The sequence below is a fragment of the Burkholderia sp. IO2 genome, assembly GCF_029522185.1.
GTDB lineage: Bacteria > Pseudomonadota > Gammaproteobacteria > Burkholderiales > Burkholderiaceae > Burkholderia > Burkholderia cenocepacia.
The window spans coordinates 34,406-59,029 of sequence record NZ_JAKWFH010000009.1; the positions used below are offsets into that span (position 1 = coordinate 34,406).

Sequence of the window (24,624 nt, forward strand, 5' to 3'; positions counted from 1 at the left end):
CAGGGCGGCCCGGCGGAGACTGACATGAACTACAAGATTTCCACGGAGCCGGGCGCGAAGCTGCGCATCGACAAATGGCTGTGGGCGGCCCGGTTCTTCAAGACGCGCTCGCTTGCGACCGATGCGGTCGACAAGGGGCACGTGAAGATCGGCGGCGCGGCAGTCAAGCCGTCGAAGGACGTGCGGGTGGGCGACGAGGTGGAGATTGCGATCGACGGCATGGTCTGGCACATTGCCGTGCTGGGCGTGTGCGACGTGCGCGGGCCCGCGAGCGTCGCGCAGACGCTCTACGCTGAAACGGAAGCGGGGCGGGCCGCGCGGCTCGCCGAACTGGAGCGTCGCCGCACGTATCGCGAGCCGGCGGCCGAACTGCACGGCCGGCCGACGAAGCGCGACCGGCGCATCATCGACAGATTTTCTGGTGGGAGCTGAACATCTGGTCGAACGTCGCCCGCGCGCTTCCGTATTCGGTCGTGCGGTCGGTGACGGCTCCCGACAGACAGATGGTGGTGGTGCCGGCAATGAGTACCAGCGCGACCACCGATATCGCAAAGGTCAGTTTCACGGTACTCCCCTCGAGAACAAGGGTGAAAACGGCGCCAGGTGGATGTCAGGCGGCGGTCAGCTCAGGGTAAACACGCTTTCCGACGCTTGAATGGAGTGTAGTGCAGCCGGCCTGTGCGGAGCTAGTACTTGCCCGGTAAGCGTTGTTACAGGCCGTTTCGCCCGATCCGGCGGACTATGCGACGCCTGCACCGGAAAGTGCACGGTTGTTTCGCGGCATTGGCGAATGCCGGCGAAAGACCCTCTTGAAATCGCAGTTTTCGCCCTTATTTGCACCAGTAATGTGCGGTGCCGCCGGGTATACGTCCGACGGTTGCCGATTTGGCTTCAACCTCTAATCGACTTTCAGCGACATGGAAAACACGCAAGAGAACCCGACTACCCCATCGGCCGAAGACATCGGCAGCGAGAAGCAGGCGGCGCAAGGCGCCGCACCCGCTGCCGAAGCTGCCGACGCGGCGCTCGCGGAGGCTCAAGCCAAGGTCGCCGAGCTCCAGGAAAGCTTCCTGCGGGCGAAGGCCGAGACCGAGAACGTGCGCCGCCGCGCGCAGGACGACGTGTCGAAGGCGCACAAGTTCGCGATCGAGAGCTTCGCGGAACACCTGCTGCCCGTGCTGGACAGCCTGGAAGCGGCCGTCAACGATACCTCCGGCGACATCGCGAAGGTGCGCGAAGGCGTCGAGCTGACGCTGCGCCAGCTGACGAGCGCGCTCGAGAAGGGCCGCGTCGTCGCGATCAACCCGATCGGCGAGAAGTTCGATCCGCACCAGCACCAGGCCATTTCGATGGTGCCGGCCGAGCAGGAGCCGAACACCGTCGTCTCGGTGCTGCAAAAGGGCTATACGATCGCCGACCGCGTGCTGCGCCCGGCGCTCGTCACCGTCGCCCAGCCGAAGTAAGGCAGCCGACATGGTGCCCGCCGGCGTCGATCCGGCCGCGTTCGACGCGTTCGACATGCAGGCGCTCGACGCCGGCACGTTCGACGCGGCCATCGACGGCGCGGGCGATGCGCTGGCCGTGGTGTTCTTCTGGGGCGTCGACTGCTTCAACTGCGAGATCGCGAAAAAGGCGATGCTCGCCCAGCCCGACGCGATCCGCGCGCTGGGCCTGAAGTGGTTCCATTGCAACGTGTACGAACACCATGAGCTGGGGCGCCGCTTCGGGCTGCACGGCGTGCCGACGTGGTTCTTCTTCCACCGCGGCAAGCGGCTGGGGCGCGCGACCGGCTGGCACGGCCTCGCGCAGTTCCAGGCGGCCGTCGCGGCGGCACGCGGGAAGATCGCCGCGGCGGCCGATGCCGCACCGGCCGGCGAGCGCACCGGCGGCCCGCACGATCCGCTAGCCGGCGGCGATTGAAAAAATTTAATATCCGCATCGCTCGTCCGGTCTTGAAAACGGATCGGACGGACGCATTTCGGGAACAGAGTTGAATTCTGGCGTGCGAAACCGCCCAAAAACGCGGCGTTTCGCGCAGCAAACAAGCATTTCTGGAGATTAGGAAAAAATGGGAAAGATCATCGGTATTGACCTCGGCACCACGAACTCGTGCGTCGCCATCATGGAAGGCAACCAGGTCAAGGTCATCGAGAACTCGGAAGGTGCGCGCACCACGCCGTCGATCATCGCGTACATGGACGACAACGAAGTGCTCGTCGGCGCGCCGGCCAAGCGCCAGTCGGTGACCAACCCGAAGAACACGCTGTTCGCGGTGAAGCGCCTGATCGGCCGCCGCTTCGAAGAGAAGGAAGTCCAGAAGGACATCGGCCTGATGCCGTACTCGATCATCAAGGCCGACAACGGCGACGCATGGGTCGAAGCGCACGGCGAAAAGCTCGCGCCGCCGCAGGTCTCGGCCGAAGTGCTGCGCAAGATGAAGAAGACCGCCGAAGACTACCTCGGCGAGCCGGTCACGGAAGCCGTGATCACGGTGCCGGCGTACTTCAACGACAGCCAGCGCCAGGCGACCAAGGACGCCGGCCGCATCGCGGGCCTCGAAGTCAAGCGGATCATCAACGAGCCGACCGCGGCGGCGCTCGCGTTCGGCCTCGACAAGGCCGAGAAGGGCGACCGCAAGATCGCCGTGTATGACCTCGGCGGCGGTACGTTCGACGTGTCGATCATCGAGATCGCGGACGTCGACGGCGAAATGCAGTTCGAAGTGCTGTCGACCAACGGCGACACGTTCCTCGGCGGCGAAGACTTCGACCAGCGCATCATCGATTACATCATCGGCGAGTTCAAGAAGGAGCAGGGCGTCGACCTGTCGAAGGACGTGCTCGCGCTGCAGCGCCTGAAGGAAGCCGCCGAAAAGGCGAAGATCGAGCTGTCGTCGGGCCAGCAGACCGAAATCAACCTGCCGTACATCACGGCGGACGCGTCGGGCCCGAAGCACTTGAACCTGAAGATCACCCGCGCGAAGCTGGAAGCGCTGGTGGAAGACCTCGTCGAGCGCACGATCGAACCGTGCCGCATCGCGATCAAGGACGCAGGCGTCAAGGTGTCGGACATCGACGACGTGATCCTGGTCGGCGGCCAGACCCGCATGCCGAAGGTCATGGAGAAGGTGAAGGAGTTCTTCGGCAAGGATCCGCGCCGTGACGTGAACCCGGACGAAGCCGTCGCGGTCGGCGCGGCGATCCAGGGCCAAGTGCTGTCGGGCGACCGCAAGGACGTGCTGCTGCTCGACGTGACCCCGCTGTCGCTCGGTATCGAGACGCTCGGCGGCGTGATGACGAAGATGATCAACAAGAACACGACGATCCCGACGAAGCACGCCCAGGTGTACTCGACGGCGGACGACAACCAGGGCGCCGTGACGATCAAGGTGTTCCAGGGCGAACGCGAAATGGCAGCGGGCAACAAGCTGCTCGGCGAGTTCAACCTCGAAGGCATCCCGCCGGCACCGCGCGGCGTGCCGCAGATCGAAGTGACCTTCGACATCGACGCGAACGGCATCCTGCACGTCGGCGCGAAGGACAAGGCGACCGGCAAGGAAAACAAGATCACGATCAAGGCGAACTCGGGCCTGTCCGAGGCTGAAATCGACCAGATGATCAAGGACGCGGAAGCGAACGCAGCGGAAGATCACAAGCTGCGCGAGCTGGCCGATTCGCGCAACCAGGGCGACGCGCTGGTGCACAGCACGAAGAAGGCGCTGACCGAGTACGGCGACAAGCTGGACGCGGGCGAGAAGGAAGCGATCGAAGCCGCGCTGAAGTCGCTCGAGGACGTGTTGAAGGACACGTCGGCCGACAAGGCGGCGATCGACGCGAAGGTCGAGGAGCTCGGCAAGGTCTCGCAGAAGCTCGGCGAGAAGATGTACGCCGACATGCAGGCCCAGCAGGCGGGTGCCGCCGGCGCGGCCGGTGCAGCGGAAGGCGCGGCCCATGCGGGCGGTGCGCAACAAGCTGCCGACGACGTCGTCGACGCCGAGTTCAAGGAAGTGAAGAAGGACTAAGCCGGGTTGCAATGGCACCGTACGCCGCGCGCGAAACGCGCGCGGCGCGGCTGACAAGCGGTCTGTCTTTCCTTCCGGATGGCCGGATCGACTCCACGCCTGGCGGGCCTTGCGGCCCTCCGGGCACATTTGTTTTTTGGCGGGTGCTGCGCGAGCCGTCCGCGGACGGTGCAGCGCCAGACGAGTCGAGAGACTTTACTGCGGGCGAAAGGAGCCGCCGCGTGCGCGATGCGTGGCGGCACAGTGAATCGATATGGCGAAACGGGATTACTACGAGGTTCTGGGCGTCGCGAAGAATGCGAGCGACGACGAAATCAAGAAGGCATATCGCAAGCTTGCGATGAAGTATCACCCTGACCGCAATCCGGACAGCAAGGATGCGGAAGAGCATTTCAAGGAGGCTAAGGAAGCCTATGAAATGCTGTCGGACGGCCAGAAGCGGGCTGCGTACGACCAGTACGGCCACGCGGGCGTCGATCCGAACATGGGCGGTGCGGGCGCACAGGGCTTCGGCGGCTTCGCGGATGCCTTCGGCGACATCTTCGGCGACATCTTCGGCCAGGCCGCGGGTGGCGCCGCGCGCGGCGGCCGCGGCGGCCCGCAGGTGTATCGCGGCGCCGACCTGCGCTACAGCATGGAAATCACGCTCGAGCAGGCCGCGCACGGCTACGACACGCAGATCCGCGTGCCGAGCTGGGTGTCGTGCGAAGTCTGTCACGGGTCGGGGGCGAAGCCCGGCACGAAGCCGGAAACCTGCCCGACCTGTCACGGCCAGGGCACGGTGCGCATGTCGCAGGGCTTCTTCAGCATCCAGCAGACCTGCCCGAAGTGTCACGGCACGGGCACCTACATCCCCGAGCCGTGCGCGCATTGCCACGGGTCGGGCAAGGTGAAGGAAACCAAGACGCTCGAAGTGAAGATCCCGGCCGGGATCGACGACGGGATGCGGATCCGCTCGGCCGGCAACGGCGAGCCGGGCATCAACGGCGGGCCGCCGGGCGACCTGTACGTCGAGATCCACATCAAGCCGCACTCGGTGTTCGAGCGCGACGGCGACGATCTCCATTGCCAGATGCCGATCCCGTTCACGACCGCCGCGCTCGGCGGCGAGATCGAGGTGCCGACGCTGGCCGGCCGTGCGTCATTCCCGGTGCCGGAAGGCACGCAGTCGGGCAAGACGTTCCGCCTGCGCGGCAAAGGCATCAAGGGGCTGCGCTCGAGCATTGCGGGCGATCTGTACGTGCACGTGCAGGTCGAGACGCCCGTGAAGCTGACCGACCAGCAGCGCGATCTGCTCAAGCAGTTCGAGAAGTCGCTGGCCGAGGGCGGCGCGCGTCACAGCCCGCAGAGCAAGAGCTGGTTCGACCGTGTGAAGAGCTTCTTCGAGTAAAGCATGACTGAAGGCAACGAGAGCGCGTCGTTCGCGCTCTTGGACGATTGCGACTCGACCGCGTCCGCGCGGTCGAGTCGTTTGTATTCGGACTTCGTGCGCGAACGCGTGTGCACGGACCCGGCGCAGCTCGACGAGGTCGATGCGGCGCTCGCGCAGGATCTGCGCGACGGGCTGCATGCGGTCGTCGTCGGCGATTACGCATTCGGACGCAACCTGCAACGGGCGCAGCCGGGCGATGCCCCGCTGCGCTTTTTGCTGTTTGCGCGCTGCGAGCGGCTGTCGCGCGACGAAGTCGATGGGTGGCTCGCGCAGCAGGACGGCGGCGGCACGCCGTCGATCGCCGGTGTCGCGCATGTCGCGAAGAGTGTGTCGCGCGATGCGTTCGACGCGGCGATCGCCGCGGTGCACGACGCGTTGCGCGCAGGCGATTCGTATCAGGTCAATTACACGTACCGGCTGAATTTCGACGTGTTCGGCACGCCGTTCGCGCTGTACCGGCGGCTGCGCGCGCGTCAGCCGGTGCGCTACGGCGCGCTGATCGCGCTGCCGGGCGGCGCATGGGTCGTATCGTGCTCGCCCGAACTGTTCGTCGAGAAGCACGGCGACGTGCTGCGTGCGCGGCCGATGAAGGGTACCGCGCCGCGTTCGGCCGATCCACGTGAAGACACGGCGGCCGCTGCGTTCCTCGCGAGCGATCCGAAGAACCGCGCGGAAAACGTGATGATCGTCGACCTGCTGCGCAACGACGTGTCGCGGATCGCGCGCACGGGCACCGTCAAGGTGCCGGCGCTGTTCTCCGTCGAGCCTTATGCGTCGGTGTGGCAGATGACGTCGACGGTCGAAGCCGGCTGGCGCGACGGCACGACGTTCGCGCAGATGCTGCGCGCGCTGTTTCCGTGTGGATCGATCACCGGTGCGCCGAAGTACAAGACGATGCAGCTGATCGACACGATCGAGTCGACGCCGCGCGGGCTCTATACGGGCGCGATCGGCTGGCTCGATGCGCCGCAGGACGAGGCCGCGCCGACAAGCGCTGCAGCACCCGACGGCGCGCCCGGTTGCGGCGATTTCTGCCTGTCGGTCGCGATCCGGACGCTGACGCTCGAGGCGGTCGCAGCCGATGCCGTCGCGACGAGCGCCACGCGCGACGCGGCAACGGCGATTGCCGGCCGGCGGCGTGGCACGATGGGCGTCGGCGCGGGCATCGTGCTCGACAGCGTCGCGGCCGACGAATATGCGGAGTGCGAATTGAAAGCGCGATTCCTGACGGATGCCGATCCCGGCTTCCAGCTGTTCGAAACGACGGCCGCCACGCGGGCGGACGGCATCCGCCACCTCGATCGTCATCTTGCGCGGCTGCAGCGCAGCGCCGATGTATTCGGTTTCCGCTTCGACGCCGACGCGTTGCGTCGCGAGATCGATGCGCGCTGCGCGGCGCTCGACGGCGACGGCGCGTACCGGATGAAGCTCGCGCTGGCGAAGGACGGCACGATCGAGATCGTCGCCACGCCGCTCAAGCCGCTGCCGGCGGGGCCGGTCGGCGTGATGCTCGCGTCGGCCCACGGCTTCGCGCCGACCCGCGCGAGCGATGCGCTGCTGCTGCACAAGACCACGCGCCGCGCCGAATACGACCGCGCGTGGCAGGCGGCGGAGGCGCTCGGCGGGTTCGACATGCTGTTTGTCAACGAGCGCGGCGAGGTGACGGAAGGCGGGCGCTCGAACCTGTTCGTGAAGCTCGATGGCCAGTGGGTGACGCCGCCGCTGGCGTCCGGCGTGCTGCCGGGTGTGATGCGCGGCGTGCTGCTCGACGATCCCGCATTCGGGGCGGTCGAGCGCGTCGTGACCTGCGATGATCTGGCGCGCGCGCAGGGGCTGCTGCTGACCAATGCACTGCGCGGTGCGCTCGACGCGGTGCTCAAGTAACGACGCGACGGGGCGGGCGCTGGCGCCGGCATGCTGCACGCAAAAAAGCGCGGCGCCCCGCAAAGGGCGCCGCGCTTTTTTACATCCGGGCTTCTACGTCAGAACGAGTGTTCGGGGCCGGGGAACGACCGATCCTTCACCGCGCGCACGTAGGCTTCGACGGCCGCCTGGATGTTCGGCTGCCCCTGCATGAAATCCTTCACGAAACGCGGCCGCTTGCCGGGGAACACGCCGAGCATGTCGTGCAGCACGAGCACCTGCCCCGAGCAGTCGACGCCCGCGCCGATGCCGATCGTCGGAATCTTCAGCATGTGCGTGACTTCGGACGCGACGAGCGTCGGCACGGCTTCGAGCACGACGAGTTGCGCGCCGGCATCCTCGATCGCGCGCGCATCGCGCAGCAGCTGCGCGGCGCCGGCTTCGGTCTTGCCCTGGACCTTGAAGCCGCCGAACGCATGCACCGATTGCGGCGTGAGGCCGAGGTGCGCGCAGACGGGCACCGAGCGCTCGACGAGGAAGCGGATCGTATCGGCGAGCCATTCGCCGCCTTCGAGCTTGACCATCTGCGCGCCGGCGCGCATCAGCTTGACCGCATTCGCGAACGCCTCGGCCGGCGTGCCGTACGTGCCGAACGGCAGATCGGCGACGACGAGCGCGCGCGGCTGGGCCCGCGCGACGCACGCGGTGTGGTACGCGATGTCGTCGAGCGATACCGGCAGCGTGGTCGTGTGGCCCTGCAGCACGTTGCCGAGCGAATCGCCGATCAGCAGCACGTCGGTGCCGGCGCGATCGAGCAGCGCGGAGAAGCTCGCGTCGTAGCAGGTGAGCATCGCGATCTTCTCGCCGGCGTCGCGCATTGCCTGCAGCTTGGGTACCGTCACGGCAGGCCGGCTCGATTCCTGGAGATAGGTCATGGGAAATCCGGGTCGATGGGTGAAGAGCGACAGGCGGGACGCGTCAGCGCGTCGTCTCGCCCTTGACGAAGAATTCCTTGCGGCCGCGCATCGTCTCGATGCGCTCGACCAGCAGGGCGAGATCTTCGGGGGAATCCAGCGGGTTCAGGTGTTCGGCTGCGACCGTCAGCACCGGCGTGCGGTCGTAGTGGTAGAAGAATTCGTTGTACGCGTCGACGAGCGAGCGCAGGTACGCGTCGCTGATCTGCAATTCCATCGGCAGCCCGCGCTTCTGGATGCGCGAGAACAGCACTTCGGGGCTCGCCTGCAGATAGACGACGAGATCGGGCGACGGCGCCTGCGGCACGTCGACGTGCGTGGCGACCGAGCGATACAGTTGCCACTCGTCTTCCGGCAGGTTCAGCCGCGCGAAGATGTCGTTCTTCTGCGGCATGAAATCGGCGATGACGGGGCGGCCCGTGTCGAGCGCGCCGATCAGCTCGCGCGCCTGCTGCGCGCGCTGCAGCGCGAACGACAGCTGGACCGGCAGCGCGTAGCGCGCGGTGTCGCGGTAGAAGCGTTCGAGGAACGGGTTGTCCTGCGGGCGCTCGAGCAGCGTCTGCATCGACCAGCGCTCGCCGAGCAGGCGCGCGAGCGTCGTCTTGCCGACACCGATCGGGCCTTCGATCACGAGATAGCGATGCGGGGCGCGCAGGTCGGGCGCGGTGACGGTCAGCGGAGTGGCGTTCATCGGCAGCGGGTCTTGTCGGCGTCTTCGCCGGCAGCGAGCGCCTTTTGCATCAGGCACTGGCAGGTCTGCACCTTTTCGACGCGCTGATCCGCGACGGCGGCGAGAAAGGCGTCGGCCCGGCCGCGCGCGGGGATGTCGAGCGCCGGCTCGATCTCGACGAGCGGCACGAGCGCGAACGCGCGGTCGGTGAGGCGCGGGTGCGGGACGATCAGGTCGGGCTCGTCGATCGAATCGGCGCCGAACAGCAGGATGTCGAGGTCGAGCGTGCGCGGCGCATTGCGATACGGGCGCTCGCGGCCGAAGTGATGTTCGATCTTCTGGCAGAGCGCGAGCAGCTCGCGAGCCGACAGCGTCGTGTCGAGCTTGACGACGCAGTTGTAGTAATCGTCGCCGCCCGCTTCGAAGGGCGCCGTGCGATACAGGCTCGATTTGCCGAGGATCGAGATGGTGCGCTGCTGCGCGAGGCACACCACCGCGTCCTTCAGGGTCTGGCGCGCATCGCCGAGATTCGCCCCCAGTCCGATATATGCAACCGTCATGGCATCACTTCCTACGTCGTTCGCCGGCGCGCGCGTCAGTCGTCGGAACCGCTCGCGGTATCGCCCGCGGTATCCGGTGCCTGCTCGGCGGCACCTTCACCCGGCTTGCGGTTGCGCGCCCCGCCGCGGCGGCGCCGCTTGCGGGGCGATTTTTCCTTCGAGCCGCCCTGCGTGAGCAATGCCTCGCGAGCGGCCGCGTCGCCTTCGATGAAATCCGTCCACCACTGTCCGACTTCCGCATCGAGCTCGCCGGATTCGCAGCGTAACAGGAGGAAATCATACCCCGCTCTAAACCTTTGGTGTTCCAGCAGCCGCATCGCGCTGCGGCCCGAGCGTTTCTCGAGGCGCAGCTGCAGGCCCCAGATCTCGCGCATGTCGGCCGAGTAGCGCTTGTGGATCGCAAGTTTCTCGGTCTGCATGTCGAGCACGTCGTCCATCGCGCGATGGAGCGCCGGCACCGGGATTTCGCCCGCCGCCGTGTATTGCTCGAAGCGCTGGCGCATGTCGTGCCACAGCAGCGTCGCGAACAGGAAGCCCGGCGACACCGGCTTGCCGGCGCGCACGCGCGCGTCGGTGTTGTTCAGCGCGAGCGTGATGAACTTCTCGCCCTGCGGCTGTTCCAGCACGACGTCGAGCAGCGGCAGCAGCCCGTGGTGCAGCCCTTCCTTGCGCAGCCGCTGCAGGCACGCGAGCGCGTGGCCCGACAGCAGCAGCTTCAGCATTTCGTCGAACAGGCGCGCGGCCGGCACGTTGTTGATCAGGTCGGCGAGCGCGTGGATCGGCTCGCGCGTATGCGGTTCGATCTCGAAGCCGAGCTTCGCCGCGAAGCGCACGACGCGCAGCATCCGCACCGGATCCTCGCGGAAGCGCGTGGCCGGATCGCCGATCATCCGCAACAGGCGGGCGCGCACGTCGGCCATCCCGTCGTGGTAGTCGAGCACCGTCTGCGTCGACGGGTCGTAGTACATCGCGTTGATCGTGAAGTCGCGGCGCGCGGCGTCCTCGTGCTGCTCGCCCCACACGTTGTCGCGCAGCACGCGGCCGCTCGCGTCGACCGCGTGCGTGCGGCGATCGAGTTCGTCGCGCTTCAGGCACTTCGGCGGTTCGGCCGTGGCCGCCTCGGGCGGCGCGTCGACCAGCGCGCGGAACGTCGACACCTCGATCAGTTCCTGGCCGAACTGCACGTGCACGATCTGGAAGCGGCGGCCGATCAGGCGCGCGCGGCGGAACAGGCGCTGCACTTCGGTCGGCGTCGCGTCGGTCGCGACGTCGAAGTCCTTCGGCGCGATGCCGAGCAGCAGGTCGCGCACGGCGCCGCCGACGATGAACGCGCGAAAGCCCGCCTGCTGCAGCGTGTCGGTCACGCGCACCGCGTTCTTCGAGATCAGCGCCGGGTTGATGCCGTGCACGCTGGCCGGCACGACGGTCGGCTCATGGTTGCTGCGCGGTTTCTTCGCGCCGCCGCCGCGGGCGCCCTTCGGGGTGCGCGGGGCAGCAGGGGCCGCTGCGTCGGCCGGGGCCGCGGCGGGAGGCGTTTGCTCGGTTTCGTCCTGGCCGAGCAGCTTGCGGATGAATTTTTTGATCACGACGTTCAGAAGAGATCGAGGATACGCCAGCCGCGGTTGCTTGCATGCGCGCGCAGCGTGTCGTCAGGGTTGGTCGCGATCGGGTCGGTGACTTTCTCGAGCAACGGGATGTCGTTGTGCGAGTCGCTGTAGAAGTAGCTGTGTTCGAAGTCGTCCCAGTGCTTGCCGAGCGACGCGAGCCACGCTTCGGTCCGCACGATCTTGCCTTCGCGATAGCTCGGCGTGCCGGTCGGGCGGCCCGTGTACGGGGAATCGGGGTGGCCGTCGGTCGTTTCGACCTCGCAGGCGATCAGCGTGTCGACACCGAACGCGGTCGCGATCGGGCGCGTGATGAATTCGTTGGTCGCCGTCACGACGCAGCACAGGTCGCCCGCATCGAGGTGCCGGCGCACGAGTTCGAGCGCGGCGGGCGTCATCGCGGGCCGGATCACCTCGTGCATGTACTGCTCGTGCCATTGCGCGAGCTGCGCGCGCGAATACTTCGCGAGCGGCGTGAGCATCGCGCACAGGTACGCGTGGATGTCGAGCTGGCCGGCCTTGTAGTCGGCGAAGAACTGGTCGTTCTGACGCGAGAAGCTTTCCGCGTCGACGATGCCGAGCTTCACCATGAAGCGACCCCATTCGTGGTCGCTATCGGTCGGGATCAGCGTGTGATCGAGGTCAAAGAGTGCCAGATTAGTCATGGAAGCGCATTTTACTCGAAGCGGTTCGGGCCCGTGCCCGGTGGTGTGATGTCGTCGCCGGGACGCGCGAGCATCCGGCGCAGCAGCGGCAGCGTGACCGCGCGTTTCTGCTCGAGCGAGAAGCGGTCGAGCGCGTCGAGCAAGGCCATCAGGCTCGGCATGTCGCGGCGGAAATGGGTCAGCAGGTACGCGGCGATGTCGTCGGTCAGCGCGATCCCGCGCTCCTTCGCCGCGAGCTTGAGCACCGCGATCTTGCCGGCGTCGGACGGCGGCGACAGGTGGAACACGAGCCCCCAGCCGAGCCGCGTGCGCAGGTCCTCGCGCACGTCGAGCGCGAGCGGCGCGGCCGGGCCCGCGGCGACGAACGCGCTCGACGGGTGCGCGCGCACTTCGTTGAACAGGTTGAACAGCGCGACCTGCTGCGTGTCGCTCATCCGGTCGCAGTCGTCGATCGCATAGATGCCGATGCGCGGGTCGAACGTGAACGCGCCGAGCGGGCTCTGCGGCGTCAGGTAGCGCGCATAGCCGTACGACGCGTCGCTCACGAGCGCCTGCAGCAGGTGGGTGCGGCCGCTGCCGGGCTCGCCCCAGATATAGAACGACCGGTCCGGCACGGGGCCGGCCGCGAGCGCGAGATCGAGCTTCTGCAGGCGCGAGACGAGCTCGTCGTTCTCCTCGTTCATGATGAAGTTGTCGAACGTGGCGGGCGGCGGCGTGCCGAGATCGAGCGTCAGTTGACGGGACACAACAGTCACAATGCAGATCGATTGGAAAAACGCGGGCCGTACGCCGGGCGCGCGCGGGGGAGGGCTCCGGTGCTCGACCACGCGGCCGCACGCACGGCGGCGCGCGGGTTCCGGCGCGGCTCGCGTGGCGAAGAAAACGGGGACGTGTCGACCAAGATGCAATCCCTGACGATTCGGTGCTGGGAATTCCGGCCAACGGGCCGGCTTCGGGTAAAATCGCATTTTACCGACCTTCTCGCATTCCCCCATGAATCCTCCGAAATCCGCTCCCGACGCTCAGGGTCTGTCCTATCGCGACGCAGGTGTCGACATCGACGCCGGCGACGCGCTCATCGACAAGATCAAGCCTTTTGCGAAGAAAACCCTGCGCGACGGCGTGCTCGGCGGCATCGGCGGGTTCGGCGCGCTGTTCGAAGTGCCGAAGAAATACAAGGAGCCGGTGCTCGTGTCGGGCACCGACGGCGTGGGCACCAAGCTCAAGCTGGCGTTTCATCTGAACAAACACGATACGGTCGGCCAGGATCTCGTCGCGATGAGCGTGAACGACATCCTCGTGCAGGGCGCCGAGCCGCTGTTCTTCCTTGACTACTTTGCGTGCGGCAAGCTCGACGTCGACACGGCCGCCACCGTCGTCAAGGGCATCGCGCAGGGCTGCGAACTGTCGGGCTGCGCGCTGATCGGCGGTGAAACGGCCGAAATGCCGGGCATGTACCCGGACGGCGAATACGACCTGGCCGGCTTCGCGGTCGGCGCGGTCGAGAAAAGCAAGATCATCGACGGCAGCACGATCGCCGAAGGCGACGTGGTGCTCGGCCTCGCATCGAGCGGCATCCACTCGAACGGCTTCTCGCTCGTGCGCAAGATCATCGAGCGCGCGAACCCCGACCTGTCGGCCGATTTCCACGGCCGCTCGCTCGCCGACGCGCTGATGGCGCCCACGCGCATCTACGTGAAGCCGCTGCTCGCGCTGATGCAGAAGCTGTCGGTGAAGGGCATGGCGCACATCACCGGTGGCGGCCTCGTCGAGAACATCCCGCGCGTGCTGCGCGAGGGCCTCACCGCCGAGCTCGACCAGCACGCGTGGCCGCTGCCGCCGCTGTTCAAGTGGCTGCAGGAGCACGGCGGCGTCGCCGACGCGGAAATGCACCGCGTGTTCAACTGCGGGATCGGCATGGCCGTGATCGTGTCGGCGGCCGATGCCGACGCGGCGATCGCCGACCTGACCGCCGCCGGCGAACAGGTGTGGAAGATCGGCACCGTGCGTGCGACCCGCGAAGGCGAGGCGCAGACGGTCGTGGTCTGACGCGCATCGCAGCAGCAGAATGCAGCACGGAAAGCCGCCCGGTATCGCACCGGGCGGCTTTTTTTTCGGGCGCCGCGTCTGTATGGACGCAGGCCGATGAAGGAGGGGCGACGATGACCGAAGACGAACGCGCGATCCGCGAACTCGTGGACAACTGGTTCGTGTCGAGCCGGCGCGGCGATCTGGCGACGGTGCTGGACCTGATCGCCGACGACGCGATCTTCATGGTGGCCGGCAAGCCGCCGTTCGACAAGGCGGCGTTCGCGGCCGCGTCGCGCGACGCGAACGCCGGCGCGGAGCACGCGCCAAAGATCGACGGCCGCTACCGGATCGACGAACTGCGTGTGATCGGCGACTGGGCGTACCTGCGCAATTTCATCGAGATCGACGCGACGCCGCCGGGCGGCGAGACGATCCGCCGCTCGGGCCACACGCTGACGATCTTCCGCAAGGCCGGCGGCCGCTGGCAGCTCGTGCGCGACGCGAATCTCGTCACGCTCGCGGGCTGAACGCGACGGCGCGCGCCGACGCTCACGCGGATGCGCGCGGCGCGTTCGCCGGGCGCGCGCCGGCCAGCAACGGCGGCACGAGCAGGTACAGCAGCGCGGCGGCAGCCCAGACGAGCCCCGGCCACGTCGCGCGCGTCGCCGCGTAGGTCGCGGTGACGACCAGTGGCCCCGCGACGCCGATCAGGCTCGCCACGCTCGCCAGCGTGCCCTGCAGTTCGCCCTGACGCGTATCGTCGACCTGCCGTGCGAGCATCGCCTGCAATGCCGGCAGCGTCATGCCGCCGGCCGCGAACAGCGGCAGCAGCGCGAACGGCACCCACGCGGCGGTCGCGAACGCGATGACCGCCAGCCCGAGTGCATCGCCTGCAAGGCCCAGCGCGAGCGCGCGCCGCTCGCCGAGCCGCGCGATCAGCGGCCCGATCGCGAACGCCTGCGCGAGCGCGTGGCACGCGCCGTAACCGGCGAGCGACAGCCCCGCGACCGGCGTCGACCAGCCGAAATGTTCCTGGCCGTACAGGATCCACAGCGTCGCGGGCGCCTGCGACACGAGTGCCACGATCACGTAGATGCCGACCAGCGGCGCGAGCGCGGGCGCGCCGCTCAGCCGGCGCAGGTTCGCGAACGGGTTGAGCGCGCCAGCCGTGCGGCTGCCCCCGGCCGAGCGCGGCCGCGATTCCGGCAATACGCGCCACACGAGCACGAGATTCAGCGCGTTGAGCAACGCGGCCGCGACGAACGGCGCACGCAGGTGCAGCGCGCCGAGCAGGCCGCCGATCAGCGGGCCGGCGATGAAGCCGATGCCCATCATCGCGCCGAGCTGGCCGAAGCGCCGCGCGCGGTCGGGTTCGGCCGTCACGTCGGTCACGTACGCGGTCGCGACCGCGACGTTCGCGCCGGTGACGCCCGCGATCAACCGCCCGACGTAAAGCCATGCGAGCGTCGGCGCGAGCGCCATCAGCAGATAGTCCAGCGCGGCGCCCGCGAGCGACGCCAGCAGTACCGGGCGGCGGCCGAAACGGTCGCTCAGCGCGCCAAGCAGCGGCGCACACAGGAACTGCGCGAACGCGTACAGCGCGAGCAGGACGCCGTAATGGGTGTCGGTGCTGCCGGTGGCGGCGAGCGAGCGCAGCAGCCCGGGCAGGATCGGCATCACGATCCCGACGCCGATCGCGTCGAGCAGGACCGTGGCCAGAATGGCAATCAGGGACGGATTCAAGGGAATAACTCTATCGATGATAGAGTTAGGATTATTCCACAGTTTCCCTATCGGTGATAGAGATGAAGGACACAGGGGCGCGACTGACGCGCGACACGGTATTGCGCGCGGCGCTCGACCTGCTGGATGAAGTGGGGATCGATGGACTGTCCACCCGGCGGCTCGCCGAGCGGCTCGGCGTGCAGTCGCCGACGCTTTACTGGCATTTCAGGAACAAGGCCGAGCTGCTCGACGCGATGGCCGAGGCGATCATGCTGGAGCGCCACGGTGCGTCGCTGCCGGAGCCGGGCGAAGTATGGGATGCATGGCTCGCGGAGAATGCGCGCAGTTTCCGCCGCGCGCTGCTCGCTTACCGCGACGGCGCGCGCCTGCATGCCGGCACCCGGCCGCGCGCGCTGCATTTCAGTTCGATCGAACGCAAGATCGCGCTGCTCGGTGAAGCGGGGTTCAAGCCGGACGAGGCGGTCGACGTGATGGTCGCGATCGGGCGCTTCGTGGTCGGCTGGGTGCTGGAAGAGCAGGCGCGGCCGGACGGCGACGCCGATGCGCTGCTGCCGGATGCGGCCGAGTATCCGTTGTTCGCGCAAGGCTGGGCCACGCTGCGCGAGCGCAGCGGCGACGAAGCGTTCGAGCGCGGCATCGCATGGATCGTCGACGGCGCCCGCGCGCGCCTGGCGGCGCGTCGGGCCGGCTGACGCATCAGCCCGGTGTGCGGCCGTCGAGGACGCGTTCGAGCGCGTCGAGCGCGCGGGCCGTCGAATCCGGCGCGACGCAGTCGACTACGATCCGCTCCGGCATCGCGCGCAGCCACGTGATCTGGCGCTTGCACAGCTGGCGGGTCGCGAAGATGCCCTTGTCGCGCATCGTCCGGTAGTCGGTATCGCCGTCGAGGAATTCCCATGCCTGCCGGTAGCCGACGCAACGCATCGACGGCAGGTCGGGATGGAGATCCTCGCGGCGCCGCAGCCGTTCGACTTCGTCGATGAAGCCCGCGTCGAGCATCGCATCGAAGCGCTGCGCGATCCGCGCGTGCAGCACCGCGCGATCCGACGGCTCGAGCGCGACCGGCACGAAGCGGTACGCGGCGGCCGCATCGTCGGTGCGGCGTGGCGCGGCGAGCAGCACCGACATCGGCTGCCCGCTCAACATGAAGATTTCCAGTGCCCGCTGGATCCGCTGCGAATCGTTCGGCGCGAGCCGCGCGGCCGTGTCGGGATCGACCTGCGCGAGCCGCGCGTGCAGCGCGGGCCAGCCGTCGCGCGCGGCGTCGGCGTCGAGTGCCGCGCGAATCTCCGGGTCGGCGCCCGGCAGGTCGTTGAGCCCGTGCGTCAGCGCCTTGTAGTACAGCATCGTGCCGCCCGCGAGCAGCGGCGTGCGGCCGCGCGCGACGATCTCGCCGATCAGCCGCAGCGCGTCCGCGCGGAATTCCGCGGCCGAATACGCGTCGGCCGGGTCGATGATGTCGATCAGGTGATGCGGCACGCTCGCGCGCTCGTCGCGCGACGGTTTCGCGGTGCCGATATCCATGTCGCGGTAGACGAGCGCCGAATCGACGCTGACGATCTCGATCGGGCGGCGCGCGGCGAGCGCCAGAGCCGCGGCCGTCTTGCCCGAAGCGGTGGGGCCGAGCAGGCAGGCGATCGTCGTCGGGCGGGACTGCGAAGAAGCGCTCATTGCCCGCGCATGAAGAGGCGGTCGAGATCGTTCAGCGTGAGCTGATACCAGGTCGGCCGGCCGTGATTGCACTGGTCCGCGCGCTCGGTCGCCTCCATCTGGCGCAGCAGCGCGTTCATCTCGTCGAGCGTCAGGCGCCGGTTCGCGCGCACCGCGTGATGGCACGCGAGCGTGCCGAGCAGTTCGTGCTGGCGCTCGGTGAGCACCCGCGAGCCGCCGAACGCGTGCAGGTCGGCCAGCACCGCGCGCGCGAGCGACTGCAGGTCGGCATCCTTCAGCAGCGCCGGCACCGCGCGGATCGCGAGCGTCGTCGGCGACAGCACCGCGAGGTCGAAGCCGAGCGATTCGAGCGTGTCGCGCTCTTCCTCGACCGTGCCGATCTCGACCGGCGTGGCCGTCATCGAGATCGGCAGCAGCAGCGACTGCACGGCGACCGTGCGATCCGCGAGCGCGTTCTTGAACTGTTCGTACAGGATTCGCTCGTGCGCCGCGTGCATGTCGACGATCACGAGACCGTACGCATTCTGCGCGAGCACGTAGATGCCGTGGATCTGGCCGAGCGCGAACCCGAGCGGCTGGTCGTCGTGCGCGCCGGCGGCGAGCGGCGACGTGGCGAAGCCCGGCAGCGGCGCGGCCGGTGCGTCGGTCGAATCGGCCGAATCGCGCGCGATGAGCGTCGTGCCGTCCGGCGTGCCGGCGCCGCTGTCCTTGCGGCCGAACAGCGCGTCGTAGAGCGCGAGCGGCTGCGCGACGGGCAGCGTGCCCTGCGTCATCCGCGCCTGGCGCATCCACGTGTTGCCCGCCGATGATGAAGACGACGGCGACGAGAAGCCGCTGCCGCCGCTACCGCCAATGCCGCCGGCGCCGCCCGGACTCTGGCCTAGCGGCGTGTCGAGGAACGACGCCGGCCCGCGCGGGGCGGGCTCGATATGCGCGGCATGGCCGCCCGCGGTGGTTTCCGGCGACGCGCCCGCGTGGCGCGCGAGCGCCCGCTGGACCGCGTGGAACACGTACTGGTGGATCGAGCGCGAATCGCGGAACCGCACTTCGATCTTCGACGGATGCACGTTCACGTCGACGGCTTCGGGCGGCAGGTCGAGGAACAGCACGTACGACGGATAGCGGTCGCCGTGCAGCACGTCCTCGTAGGCCGCGCGCACCGCGTGCGTCAGCAGCTTGTCGCGCACGAAGCGGCCGTTGACGAAGAAATACTGCTGGTCGGCGCGCCCGCGACTCGCGGTCGGCAGGCCGGCGCAGCCGTAGACGGCGAGCGGGCCGGCCTGCTCGTCGAGCGGCAGGTGCGCGGTCGCGAAGCTCTCGCCGAGGATCTTCGCGACGCGCTGCGCGGGCTCGGTCGCATTCCAGTGCTCGACGGCCTTGCCGTTGTGCAGCACCGAGATCGCGACGTCCGGCCGCGCGAGCGCCGCGCGGCGGATCATTTCCAGGCAGTGGCCGAATTCGGTCTGCTCGCTCTTCAGGAACTTGCGCCGCGCGGGCGTGTTGAAGTACAGCTCGCGCACCTCGATCGTCGTGCCGACCGAGCCGGCGGCGGGCGACAGCACGCCCGTCTGCGCATCGATCTTCATCGCATGCGCGGCATCGGCCGTCCGGCTCGTGATCGACATCTCGGCGACCGACGCGATCGACGCGAGCGCTTCACCGCGAAAACCCAGCGTCGCGACCGCCTCGAGCTCCTCGAGCGAGCGGATCTTGCTGGTCGCATGGCGCATCAGCGCGAGCGCCAGTTCGTCGGGCGGAATCCCGCAGCCGTCGTCGGTGATCGAGATGCGCTTGACGCCGCCTTCTTCCAGCACGATGCGCAGCGTCGTCGCGCCGGCGTCCATCGCGTTCTCGAGCAACTCCTTGACGACCGACGCCGGGCGTTCGACGACCTCGCCGGCGGCGATCTGGCTGATCAGTTGGTCGGGCAGGGGCTGGATCGCGCGCAGCGGGCGCGCGGCGGGGGCGGGCGCGGCGCCCGCGGCCGTTTCGGTGATATCGGACATGGCCGAATTATAGCGAGGCGGCGAACGCGTGCCGGGGCGGCCGGCCGTTACGTTTTTTCACGGAGCCTTAAGGTAGTTTCGGTATCATCGCTGGGTTGCACGCGCCGCTTTGGCTGGCGGGCGCCTCGGCCATGTCTGGCCTGTTCCGGCCGTTCCGGCCCCATCGCCTTCGAGGAATCGCATTTGGATACGCTGCTTCATTTCGTCAATCTTGTCCTGCATATCGACGCTTTCCTCGGCGATTTCATCCGGCAGTACGGCGCGTGGGTCTATCTCGTCCTGTTCCTGATCGTGTTCTGCGAGACGGGGCTCGTCGTGTTCCCGTTCCTGCCCGGCGATTCGCTGCTGTTCATCGGCGGCGCGTTCGCGGCGACGGGCGAAATGAACGTTGGCCTGCTGATCGTGCTGCTGCTCGTCGCGGCGATTTCCGGCAACACCGTGAACTACCTGATCGGCCGCTGGATCGGCCCGAAGGTGTTCAATACGCATATCCCGGTGCTCGAGCGCTTCCTCGATCGCGCCGCGCTGCAGAAGACCCACTCGTTCTACGACAAGCACGGCGGCAAGACGATCGTGCTCGCACGCTTCATTCCGGTCGTGCGGACGTTCGCGCCGTTCGTCGCGGGGGCTTCGTCGATGAGCGTCGCGCGCTTTCAGTTGTTCAACGTGATCGGCGCGCTGGTGTGGGTGCTGCTGCTCGTGCTGCTCGGCTATTTCTTCGGCAACATTCCGTTCATCCGCCAGTACCTGAACGTGATCGTGCTGGTCGGGATCGGCGCGGCGATCGTGCCGGTCGCGCTGGGTGCGGTGTGGAAGCTGGTGCGCGGGCGGCGCTCGGGGGGGGCGCCGAAGGCGGGCGGGCGCTGAGCGGGGGCTTAGTATTCGATGCAATAAAAAAGCGTGGCGGCTGCCACGCTTTTTTTGTTCGTGCGGCTCGGGCGCCGCTTCCGTCACGCGTTGCGTTGCGAGACCGGGGTTTCCGGCGTCGGATAGCCGGCCTCGCGGAACGTGTCGAGGATCACGCGGTTGGTGTCGCAGTACACCTGCCAGTAGTTCTCCGGCTGGGTCGACGGGCGCACGAACAGCAGCGGGCCCTCCGGCGTGAACTGCAGCACGCCGACGTCCGGTGCCGGCACTTTCAGCACGTTCGGCACCAGCTGGATCTGCGTCTTCAGGCGGTTGATCGCATCGGCCGCGTCGACGCTGTGCGCGATCTTCGCGGTCAGGTCGACGCGACGATGCGGCGTCGCGCTGTAGTTCGCGATGTTGTCCGAGAAGATCTTATTGTTGCCGACGATCGTCACGATGTTGTCGGCGGTGATGATCGTCGTGCCGAACAGGCCGAGTTCCTTCACGGTGCCCGTGACGCCGCCCGCGCTGATCACGTCGCCGATCTTGAACGGGCGCAGCACCTGCATGAACACGCCGGCGGCGAAATGCGCGAGCAGGCCGCCCCAGGCCGTGCCGATCGCGAGGCCGAGGCCGGCGAGCAACGCGGCGAACGAGGTGGTCTGTACGCCGAAGATCTGCAGGATCGCGAGGATCAGCAGGATCGTCAGCAGCACGCCGACGACGGAAGTCAGGTAGTCGGTGAGCGTTGGGTCGACCTTGCCGCTGCGGCGAACGACCTTGCCGAGCAGGCGGGTTCCGATGCGGATCGCCCAGCGGCCGACGAACCACAGCACGATGGCCGCGAGGAGGTTGAGGCCGAAGTCGAGGCCGCGGGTCATCAGGAATTGCTGGGCGGTGGCGAGATCGATCATGCGTTCTCCGAAGTCAAGGGTAAAGGGGCGGCGCATGCACCGGAATGGGAGGCGCTTTTATAACCTGACCTGGGAGGGGCGGGCAACCGGGCTGACATTGGTTGACGTAATGAAAAACGGGCAGGACGCCTGTGCGTGCTGCCCGTCTGGCGCATCGGATCGACGCCGGTTGCGGCGCGCGACCCCGAAGTTGCGGTGTTTACTTCGCTGCGCGTCCGTAGGTGTCCTCGAAGCGGACGATGTCGTCCTCGCCGAGATACGCGCCCGACTGGACCTCGATCAGTTCGAGCGGGATCTTGCCGGGGTTCGTCAAACGGTGGGTCGCGCCGAGCGGGATGTAGGTCGACTGGTTCTCGGTCAGCATGATCTCCTTGTCGCCGTTCGTGACCATCGCCGTGCCCTTCACGACGATCCAGTGTTCGGCGCGATGGTGGTGCATCTGCAGGCTGAGCTGTGCGCCAGGGTTCACGATGATGCGCTTGACCTGGAAGCGGTCGCCCTGGTCGATGCCTTCGTACGAGCCCCACGGGCGGACGACGCGGCGGTGGGTGACCGATTCGTGGCGGCTCGACTCGTTCAGCCATTCGACGATTTTCTTGACGTCCTGCGCCTTGTCGCGATGCGCGACGAGGACGGCGTCGGCAGTTTCCACGATAACGATGTTGTCGAGGCCGAGGGCGGCGACCATCCGGTGTTCCGCGCGGATGTACGAGTTCTTTACCGAATCGGTGAAGACGTCACCGATGAGTGCATTGCCTTGGTCGTCGGCTTCCGCGATTTCCGCGAGTGCGCTCCACGAGCCGATGTCGTTCCAGCCGAGGTCGGCCGCCGCGACGACGGCGGCGCGCTCGGTTTTCTCCATCACCGCGTAGTCGATCGAGACATTCGGGCAGGCCGCGAACGCTTCGGCGTCGAGACGGAGGAAGTCGTTGTCGCGCTTGGCGGATTCGAATGCGAGTTCTGCCTGGCGGGCGATTTCCGGTGCATGGCGATGCAGCTCCTCCATGTACGTGGACGCCTTCAGCATGAACATGCCGCTGTTCCAGTAGTAATTGCCGTCGCTGAGGAAGCGCTCGGCCGTCGGGGCGTCGGGTTTTTCGACGAATGCGTCGACCTTATAGACCTGCTTGCCGTCCGCGATGGCTTGGCCGCGACGGATATAGCCGAAGCCGGTGTGCGCTTCCGTCGGCGTGATGCCGAACGTGACGAGGTGCTGGTCTGCTGCGATGGCTGCTGCCTCAGTGGCTGCGGCGATGAATGCCGGTTCGTTCTGGATGACGTGGTCGGACGGCAGCACCAGCAGCAGTGCGTCGGGAGATTCGTGCAGGGCGAGCAGCGCGGCGATCGCGATCGCGGGTGCGGTGTTGCGGCCGACTGGTTCGAGCACGATCGATGACGGCGTGATGTTGACCTGGCGGAGTTGTTCCGCGACCAGGAAGCGTTGGTCGTTGTTGGTGACGACGATGGGGGCCGTGACGTTGGGGACGTGCTGAAGGCGGACGGCCGTCTGCTGGACCAGCGTATGGTCGCCTGTCAGTTTCAGATATTGCTTCGGATAGCCGCCCCGCGACATGGGCCAAAGGCGGGTGCCGCTGCCGCCGCAAAGGATAATCGGGAAAATTGTCATTTCTTCTCAGTCACGAGTGTCGTTGTTCATGCGGTCCGATCGAGTCGACGATTGCAACAGACAATGCGGTGTCGATCGAATTTCGGAAACCGGTTTGCCGCTTCGCTCGGAGGCGCCAGACAAAGTGGTTGGCCACGTTACGGATCCAGCGAAAAATCTTGCGCATCGGGCGTGACGGATTGCGTCCGATATCGGTCAGAGGGCGTGCAGCTGCTGCCGTCAGCCGATGGATCGCAGCTTCCGGGGTAGTATATAGACGAAGTTTCCAATCCCAGTAGATCGGATAGCGAACGAATGCTCCGGCAACCAGCATGTCAAGCGTGAGCATCCGACGCCGCCACGGAATCGGCAGATGGTCTTGAGTTAGTCCCCAGCCCGCGTAGAACGGCATGCCATAGGTAAAAACAGCTTTTTCCCGCAGGAGGGCGTCAAAGCCCGCCAGCGACGACATCGTATGAACTTCGTCAGCGACATCGATGAGCGACAGCAGATCCGAATCAGTGTCGACGATGTCGGCGAGCTGTGTTGCGTGTACGAGCCCCTTTCTGTTACCGGATAGGACATCGGGATGCGGCTTGTAGACGATGAACGCGGACGGTCTTGCGAGGCGTACTGCTTGAAGCAATGCTTCGGCATCCCGTATATTGCCGGTGCCTAGTTTGATGGATGCATCATCTGCTACCTGTCCAGGCACGAGCACGACCGTTGTGCCCGAAGGCGCGCGCCACGACGGCCGCCGCCGTCCGAGATTGTATTTGCTGATGCCGGCAGAGACGATGCTCACGCGCAAGCTTTTTGCTCGCGAAAGTTCCTCCGCTGAGAATTCGGCTGTATTCAGCAATTCGCTGAGATCGCTGGGCCGGCTCGCGTCGAAGTAGATGCCGCGTTTGTCGATTACTTGGCTTGCCGGGGGGGATATGTCTGAGCCTAGGCCGTCGGAATGTATAAAGCCGTCTTCGATTCTGACGTGGCGTGTCGCCGGTGAAAGTTCGTTGGCATTTCTTGCCCCCCATAGCGCTGCGCATTCTGTCGCATCACGGATGTCCGGTCGGGTTGTCCACCGCAGCGCACCGCCCCCGGCGACAAGGAACGGTGTTGCAAATGGTCGTTTCCACCATTGAAACCGGAAGCCAGCGACGTACGGAAGATCTGCGAAGCGCGAGCGGACAGCACGCTGAAGCTCGAGATGCGTCAGCAACTGGTCCAAACGTCCCGGCGTATGTGTTACGGGATCGAGATAGTGGCAATGACGGAGAAAGACCGCGTTAAAAAATCCGACGAGTGTCGGTCGCGAACGGCGCTCCGGAAAAGCGCGTTCGTCTAGCGTAAGCCCCCATCCCGCATAGAACGGCTCGCCGTAAACATGTATCGACGCACCCGCTAACAGGCCGAATAGACCTTCCGTCGCTCCCAGCACATAAATGTGATCGACCTTGGGAAGCATAGGGAATGGCAGCGTACTGGCATCCATGACGGGAAGCGGTGAATCCGTTACTACCGACAACCATTCACCGTGCGCCCGATCCTTGGAACGGAGGATGCGGATGTCAGCGTAGCGATGATTCGCGCGGACCGCTGCGACCATGCGCCTGAAAACTTCTGGATCGTTTCGGCGTGGCGATTTCTCACCTTGTGTCGAGATTACGCGCTCATCGATGATCAGAACATGCTCCATCGAACGATGTGGCTCTGCGTTCGAGAGCGGCGGAAGGGCGCATGTACAGAGTGCTGCGACACGTCGGAGTAGCAAGTTCGAGCTGGCGTCGCACTCATTGGTGCCCCGTAGCGTCTCGCTCAGAGCATCGGCGAACAAGCGTTGGTCGGACCTCGGGAACTGGGCACTGAACCAAGATAGTCGCGGAACTCTACGGCTTGAATGCGATTGAAAGGGTCCCGGCCACGTAACGTTCACGCGTCCATTGACGCGTGTTGCGTCGCTTCGAGTGCTTCCTTCCGGCTCGCAATTCGTTTGGGGCAGCGCATCTCCAGTC

Annotated in this window: 23 protein-coding genes; 10 read left to right on the forward strand and 13 right to left on the reverse strand. The window is 66.8% G+C overall.

The window, feature by feature from the left end; translation table 11 throughout:
• The first annotated feature begins 24 nt into the window (after positions 1 to 24).
• The gene (locus MMB92_RS07690) at positions 25 to 432 is read left to right on the forward strand and encodes an RNA-binding S4 domain-containing protein (RefSeq protein ID WP_011544639.1); all 408 of its coding nucleotides are present in this window, start codon (positions 25 to 27) and stop codon (positions 430 to 432) included.
• Here the strand turns inward: MMB92_RS07690 and MMB92_RS07695 are convergent.
• Positions 404 to 565, reverse strand: a complete 162-nt coding sequence (locus MMB92_RS07695) for a hypothetical protein (RefSeq protein ID WP_006476841.1) — start codon at positions 563 to 565, stop codon at positions 404 to 406. The two genes, MMB92_RS07690 and MMB92_RS07695, sit on opposite strands and share 29 nt — an antisense overlap.
• 352 nt (positions 566 to 917) lie before the next feature.
• Between MMB92_RS07695 and grpE the strand changes: the two genes are divergently transcribed.
• From grpE to MMB92_RS07720, 5 genes are all read left to right on the forward strand, one after another.
• Complete coding sequence (gene grpE, locus MMB92_RS07700) at positions 918 to 1,463, forward strand: nucleotide exchange factor GrpE (RefSeq protein ID WP_006476840.1); 546 nt, start codon at positions 918 to 920, stop codon at positions 1,461 to 1,463.
• 10 nt (positions 1,464 to 1,473) lie between these two features.
• Positions 1,474 to 1,920 carry a thioredoxin family protein gene (locus MMB92_RS07705; protein WP_077219344.1) on the forward strand — a complete coding sequence of 149 codons (447 nt, stop codon included), beginning with the start codon at positions 1,474 to 1,476 and terminating at the stop codon, positions 1,918 to 1,920.
• Between the two features lie 148 nt (positions 1,921 to 2,068).
• A complete protein-coding gene (dnaK, locus tag MMB92_RS07710) occupies positions 2,069 to 4,021 on the forward strand; it encodes a molecular chaperone DnaK (protein WP_006484920.1) in 1,953 nt (650 codons plus the stop codon).
• 253 nt (positions 4,022 to 4,274) lie between these two features.
• Positions 4,275 to 5,411: a molecular chaperone DnaJ gene (gene dnaJ, locus MMB92_RS07715; protein ID WP_006476837.1), complete on the forward strand. Its 1,137-nt coding sequence runs from the start codon at positions 4,275 to 4,277 to the stop codon at positions 5,409 to 5,411.
• A 3-nt stretch (positions 5,412 to 5,414) separates the two neighbouring features.
• A complete protein-coding gene (locus tag MMB92_RS07720) occupies positions 5,415 to 7,337 on the forward strand; it encodes a bifunctional anthranilate synthase component I family protein/class IV aminotransferase (protein WP_212268251.1) in 1,923 nt (640 codons plus the stop codon).
• 98 nt (positions 7,338 to 7,435) lie between these two features.
• On the opposite strand, the gene panB is transcribed toward MMB92_RS07720, so the two are convergent.
• The 6 genes from panB to hda are packed head-to-tail and all read right to left on the reverse strand — an operon-like array spanning position 7,436 to position 12,535.
• Positions 7,436 to 8,251, reverse strand: coding sequence for a 3-methyl-2-oxobutanoate hydroxymethyltransferase (gene panB / locus MMB92_RS07725; protein ID WP_006485002.1), 816 nt, complete (start codon positions 8,249 to 8,251; stop codon positions 7,436 to 7,438).
• 43 nt (positions 8,252 to 8,294) lie between these two features.
• Positions 8,295 to 8,981: a deoxynucleoside kinase gene (locus MMB92_RS07730; protein ID WP_006484932.1), complete on the reverse strand. Its 687-nt coding sequence runs from the start codon at positions 8,979 to 8,981 to the stop codon at positions 8,295 to 8,297.
• Complete coding sequence (folK, locus tag MMB92_RS07735) at positions 8,978 to 9,520, reverse strand: 2-amino-4-hydroxy-6-hydroxymethyldihydropteridine diphosphokinase (protein WP_006476832.1); 543 nt, start codon at positions 9,518 to 9,520, stop codon at positions 8,978 to 8,980. The genes MMB92_RS07730 and folK overlap by 4 nt, the downstream gene beginning before the upstream one ends.
• Before the next feature lie 35 nt (positions 9,521 to 9,555).
• Positions 9,556 to 11,106 carry a polynucleotide adenylyltransferase PcnB gene (pcnB, locus tag MMB92_RS07740; RefSeq protein ID WP_277562625.1) on the reverse strand — a complete coding sequence of 517 codons (1,551 nt, stop codon included), beginning with the start codon at positions 11,104 to 11,106 and terminating at the stop codon, positions 9,556 to 9,558.
• Positions 11,107 to 11,111: 5 nt separating this feature from the next.
• Positions 11,112 to 11,789 (reverse strand): HAD family hydrolase, encoded by a 678-nt coding sequence (locus tag MMB92_RS07745; RefSeq protein ID WP_006484935.1) that lies wholly within the window; start codon positions 11,787 to 11,789, stop codon positions 11,112 to 11,114.
• An 11-nt stretch (positions 11,790 to 11,800) separates the two neighbouring features.
• Complete coding sequence (gene hda / locus MMB92_RS07750) at positions 11,801 to 12,535, reverse strand: DnaA regulatory inactivator Hda (RefSeq protein ID WP_034200992.1); 735 nt, start codon at positions 12,533 to 12,535, stop codon at positions 11,801 to 11,803.
• Positions 12,536 to 12,782: 247 nt separating this feature from the next.
• On the opposite strand from hda, the gene purM reads away from it, so the two are divergent.
• Positions 12,783 to 13,838 (forward strand): phosphoribosylformylglycinamidine cyclo-ligase, encoded by a 1,056-nt coding sequence (purM, locus tag MMB92_RS07755; RefSeq protein WP_006497487.1) that lies wholly within the window; start codon positions 12,783 to 12,785, stop codon positions 13,836 to 13,838.
• 113 nt (positions 13,839 to 13,951) lie between these two features.
• Positions 13,952 to 14,347: an SgcJ/EcaC family oxidoreductase gene (locus tag MMB92_RS07760; RefSeq protein WP_034200991.1), complete on the forward strand. Its 396-nt coding sequence runs from the start codon at positions 13,952 to 13,954 to the stop codon at positions 14,345 to 14,347.
• A 22-nt stretch (positions 14,348 to 14,369) separates the two neighbouring features.
• Here the strand turns inward: MMB92_RS07760 and tet are convergent, their stop codons facing one another.
• The gene (tet, locus tag MMB92_RS07765; protein WP_212268618.1) at positions 14,370 to 15,569 is read right to left on the reverse strand and encodes a Tet(A)/Tet(B)/Tet(C) family tetracycline efflux MFS transporter; all 1,200 of its coding nucleotides are present in this window, start codon (positions 15,567 to 15,569) and stop codon (positions 14,370 to 14,372) included.
• A 56-nt stretch (positions 15,570 to 15,625) separates the two neighbouring features.
• On the opposite strand from tet, the gene tetR reads away from it, so the two are divergent.
• The gene (gene tetR, locus MMB92_RS07770; protein WP_034200989.1) at positions 15,626 to 16,258 is read left to right on the forward strand and encodes a tetracycline resistance transcriptional repressor TetR; all 633 of its coding nucleotides are present in this window, start codon (positions 15,626 to 15,628) and stop codon (positions 16,256 to 16,258) included.
• Between the two features lie 4 nt (positions 16,259 to 16,262).
• Here tetR and miaA read toward each other — a convergent pair whose 3' ends face one another.
• Positions 16,263 to 17,237, reverse strand: a complete 975-nt coding sequence (miaA, locus tag MMB92_RS07775; RefSeq protein ID WP_212268253.1) for a tRNA (adenosine(37)-N6)-dimethylallyltransferase MiaA — start codon at positions 17,235 to 17,237, stop codon at positions 16,263 to 16,265.
• On the reverse strand, positions 17,234 to 19,243 hold the full coding sequence (mutL, locus tag MMB92_RS07780) for a DNA mismatch repair endonuclease MutL (RefSeq protein ID WP_062884098.1): 2,010 nt from the start codon (positions 19,241 to 19,243) through the stop codon (positions 17,234 to 17,236). Before mutL ends, miaA begins: the two co-directional genes overlap by 4 nt.
• Positions 19,244 to 19,426: 183 nt before the next feature.
• Here mutL and MMB92_RS07785 point away from each other — a divergent pair, with 183 nt between their 5' ends.
• Entirely contained in the window at positions 19,427 to 20,110 is a 684-nt protein-coding gene (locus MMB92_RS07785; RefSeq protein ID WP_058902161.1) for a DedA family protein, read from the forward strand.
• Positions 20,111 to 20,193: 83 nt separating this feature from the next.
• Here MMB92_RS07785 and MMB92_RS07790 read toward each other — a convergent pair whose 3' ends face one another.
• From MMB92_RS07790 to MMB92_RS07800, 3 genes are all read right to left on the reverse strand, one after another.
• On the reverse strand, positions 20,194 to 21,006 hold the full coding sequence (locus tag MMB92_RS07790) for a mechanosensitive ion channel family protein (RefSeq protein ID WP_006497479.1): 813 nt from the start codon (positions 21,004 to 21,006) through the stop codon (positions 20,194 to 20,196).
• Between the two features lie 199 nt (positions 21,007 to 21,205).
• The gene (locus MMB92_RS07795; RefSeq protein WP_212268257.1) at positions 21,206 to 22,633 is read right to left on the reverse strand and encodes a mannose-1-phosphate guanylyltransferase/mannose-6-phosphate isomerase; all 1,428 of its coding nucleotides are present in this window, start codon (positions 22,631 to 22,633) and stop codon (positions 21,206 to 21,208) included.
• A gap of 10 nt (positions 22,634 to 22,643) precedes the next feature.
• On the reverse strand, positions 22,644 to 24,308 hold the full coding sequence (locus MMB92_RS07800; protein ID WP_230391244.1) for a capsular biosynthesis protein: 1,665 nt from the start codon (positions 24,306 to 24,308) through the stop codon (positions 22,644 to 22,646).
• Positions 24,309 to 24,624 lie beyond the last annotated feature (316 nt).

Excerpts from the sequence above, each read along its gene's own strand:
- grpE (WP_006476840.1), top strand. The coding sequence starts at position 918 with ATGGAAAACACGCAAGAGAACCCGACTACCCCATCGGCCGAAGACATC.
- tetR (WP_034200989.1), top strand. The coding sequence starts at position 15,626 with ATGAAGGACACAGGGGCGCGACTGACGCGCGACACGGTATTGCGCGCG.
- miaA (WP_212268253.1), bottom strand. The coding sequence starts at position 17,237 with ATGAGCGCTTCTTCGCAGTCCCGCCCGACGACGATCGCCTGCCTGCTC.
- mutL (WP_062884098.1), bottom strand. The coding sequence starts at position 19,243 with ATGTCCGATATCACCGAAACGGCCGCGGGCGCCGCGCCCGCCCCCGCC.
- MMB92_RS07760 (WP_034200991.1), top strand. The coding sequence starts at position 13,952 with ATGACCGAAGACGAACGCGCGATCCGCGAACTCGTGGACAACTGGTTC.
- MMB92_RS07790 (WP_006497479.1), bottom strand. The coding sequence starts at position 21,006 with ATGATCGATCTCGCCACCGCCCAGCAATTCCTGATGACCCGCGGCCTC.
- MMB92_RS07745 (WP_006484935.1), bottom strand. The coding sequence starts at position 11,789 with ATGACTAATCTGGCACTCTTTGACCTCGATCACACGCTGATCCCGACC.
- MMB92_RS07690 (WP_011544639.1), top strand. The coding sequence starts at position 25 with ATGAACTACAAGATTTCCACGGAGCCGGGCGCGAAGCTGCGCATCGAC.
- MMB92_RS07800 (WP_230391244.1), bottom strand. The coding sequence starts at position 24,308 with ATGGAGCATGTTCTGATCATCGATGAGCGCGTAATCTCGACACAAGGT.
- panB (WP_006485002.1), bottom strand. The coding sequence starts at position 8,251 with ATGACCTATCTCCAGGAATCGAGCCGGCCTGCCGTGACGGTACCCAAG.
- folK (WP_006476832.1), bottom strand. The coding sequence starts at position 9,520 with ATGACGGTTGCATATATCGGACTGGGGGCGAATCTCGGCGATGCGCGC.
- MMB92_RS07730 (WP_006484932.1), bottom strand. The coding sequence starts at position 8,981 with ATGAACGCCACTCCGCTGACCGTCACCGCGCCCGACCTGCGCGCCCCG.
- MMB92_RS07705 (WP_077219344.1), top strand. The coding sequence starts at position 1,474 with ATGGTGCCCGCCGGCGTCGATCCGGCCGCGTTCGACGCGTTCGACATG.
- MMB92_RS07795 (WP_212268257.1), bottom strand. The coding sequence starts at position 22,633 with ATGACAATTTTCCCGATTATCCTTTGCGGCGGCAGCGGCACCCGCCTT.
- MMB92_RS07720 (WP_212268251.1), top strand. The coding sequence starts at position 5,415 with ATGACTGAAGGCAACGAGAGCGCGTCGTTCGCGCTCTTGGACGATTGC.
- dnaJ (WP_006476837.1), top strand. The coding sequence starts at position 4,275 with ATGGCGAAACGGGATTACTACGAGGTTCTGGGCGTCGCGAAGAATGCG.
- purM (WP_006497487.1), top strand. The coding sequence starts at position 12,783 with ATGAATCCTCCGAAATCCGCTCCCGACGCTCAGGGTCTGTCCTATCGC.
- dnaK (WP_006484920.1), top strand. The coding sequence starts at position 2,069 with ATGGGAAAGATCATCGGTATTGACCTCGGCACCACGAACTCGTGCGTC.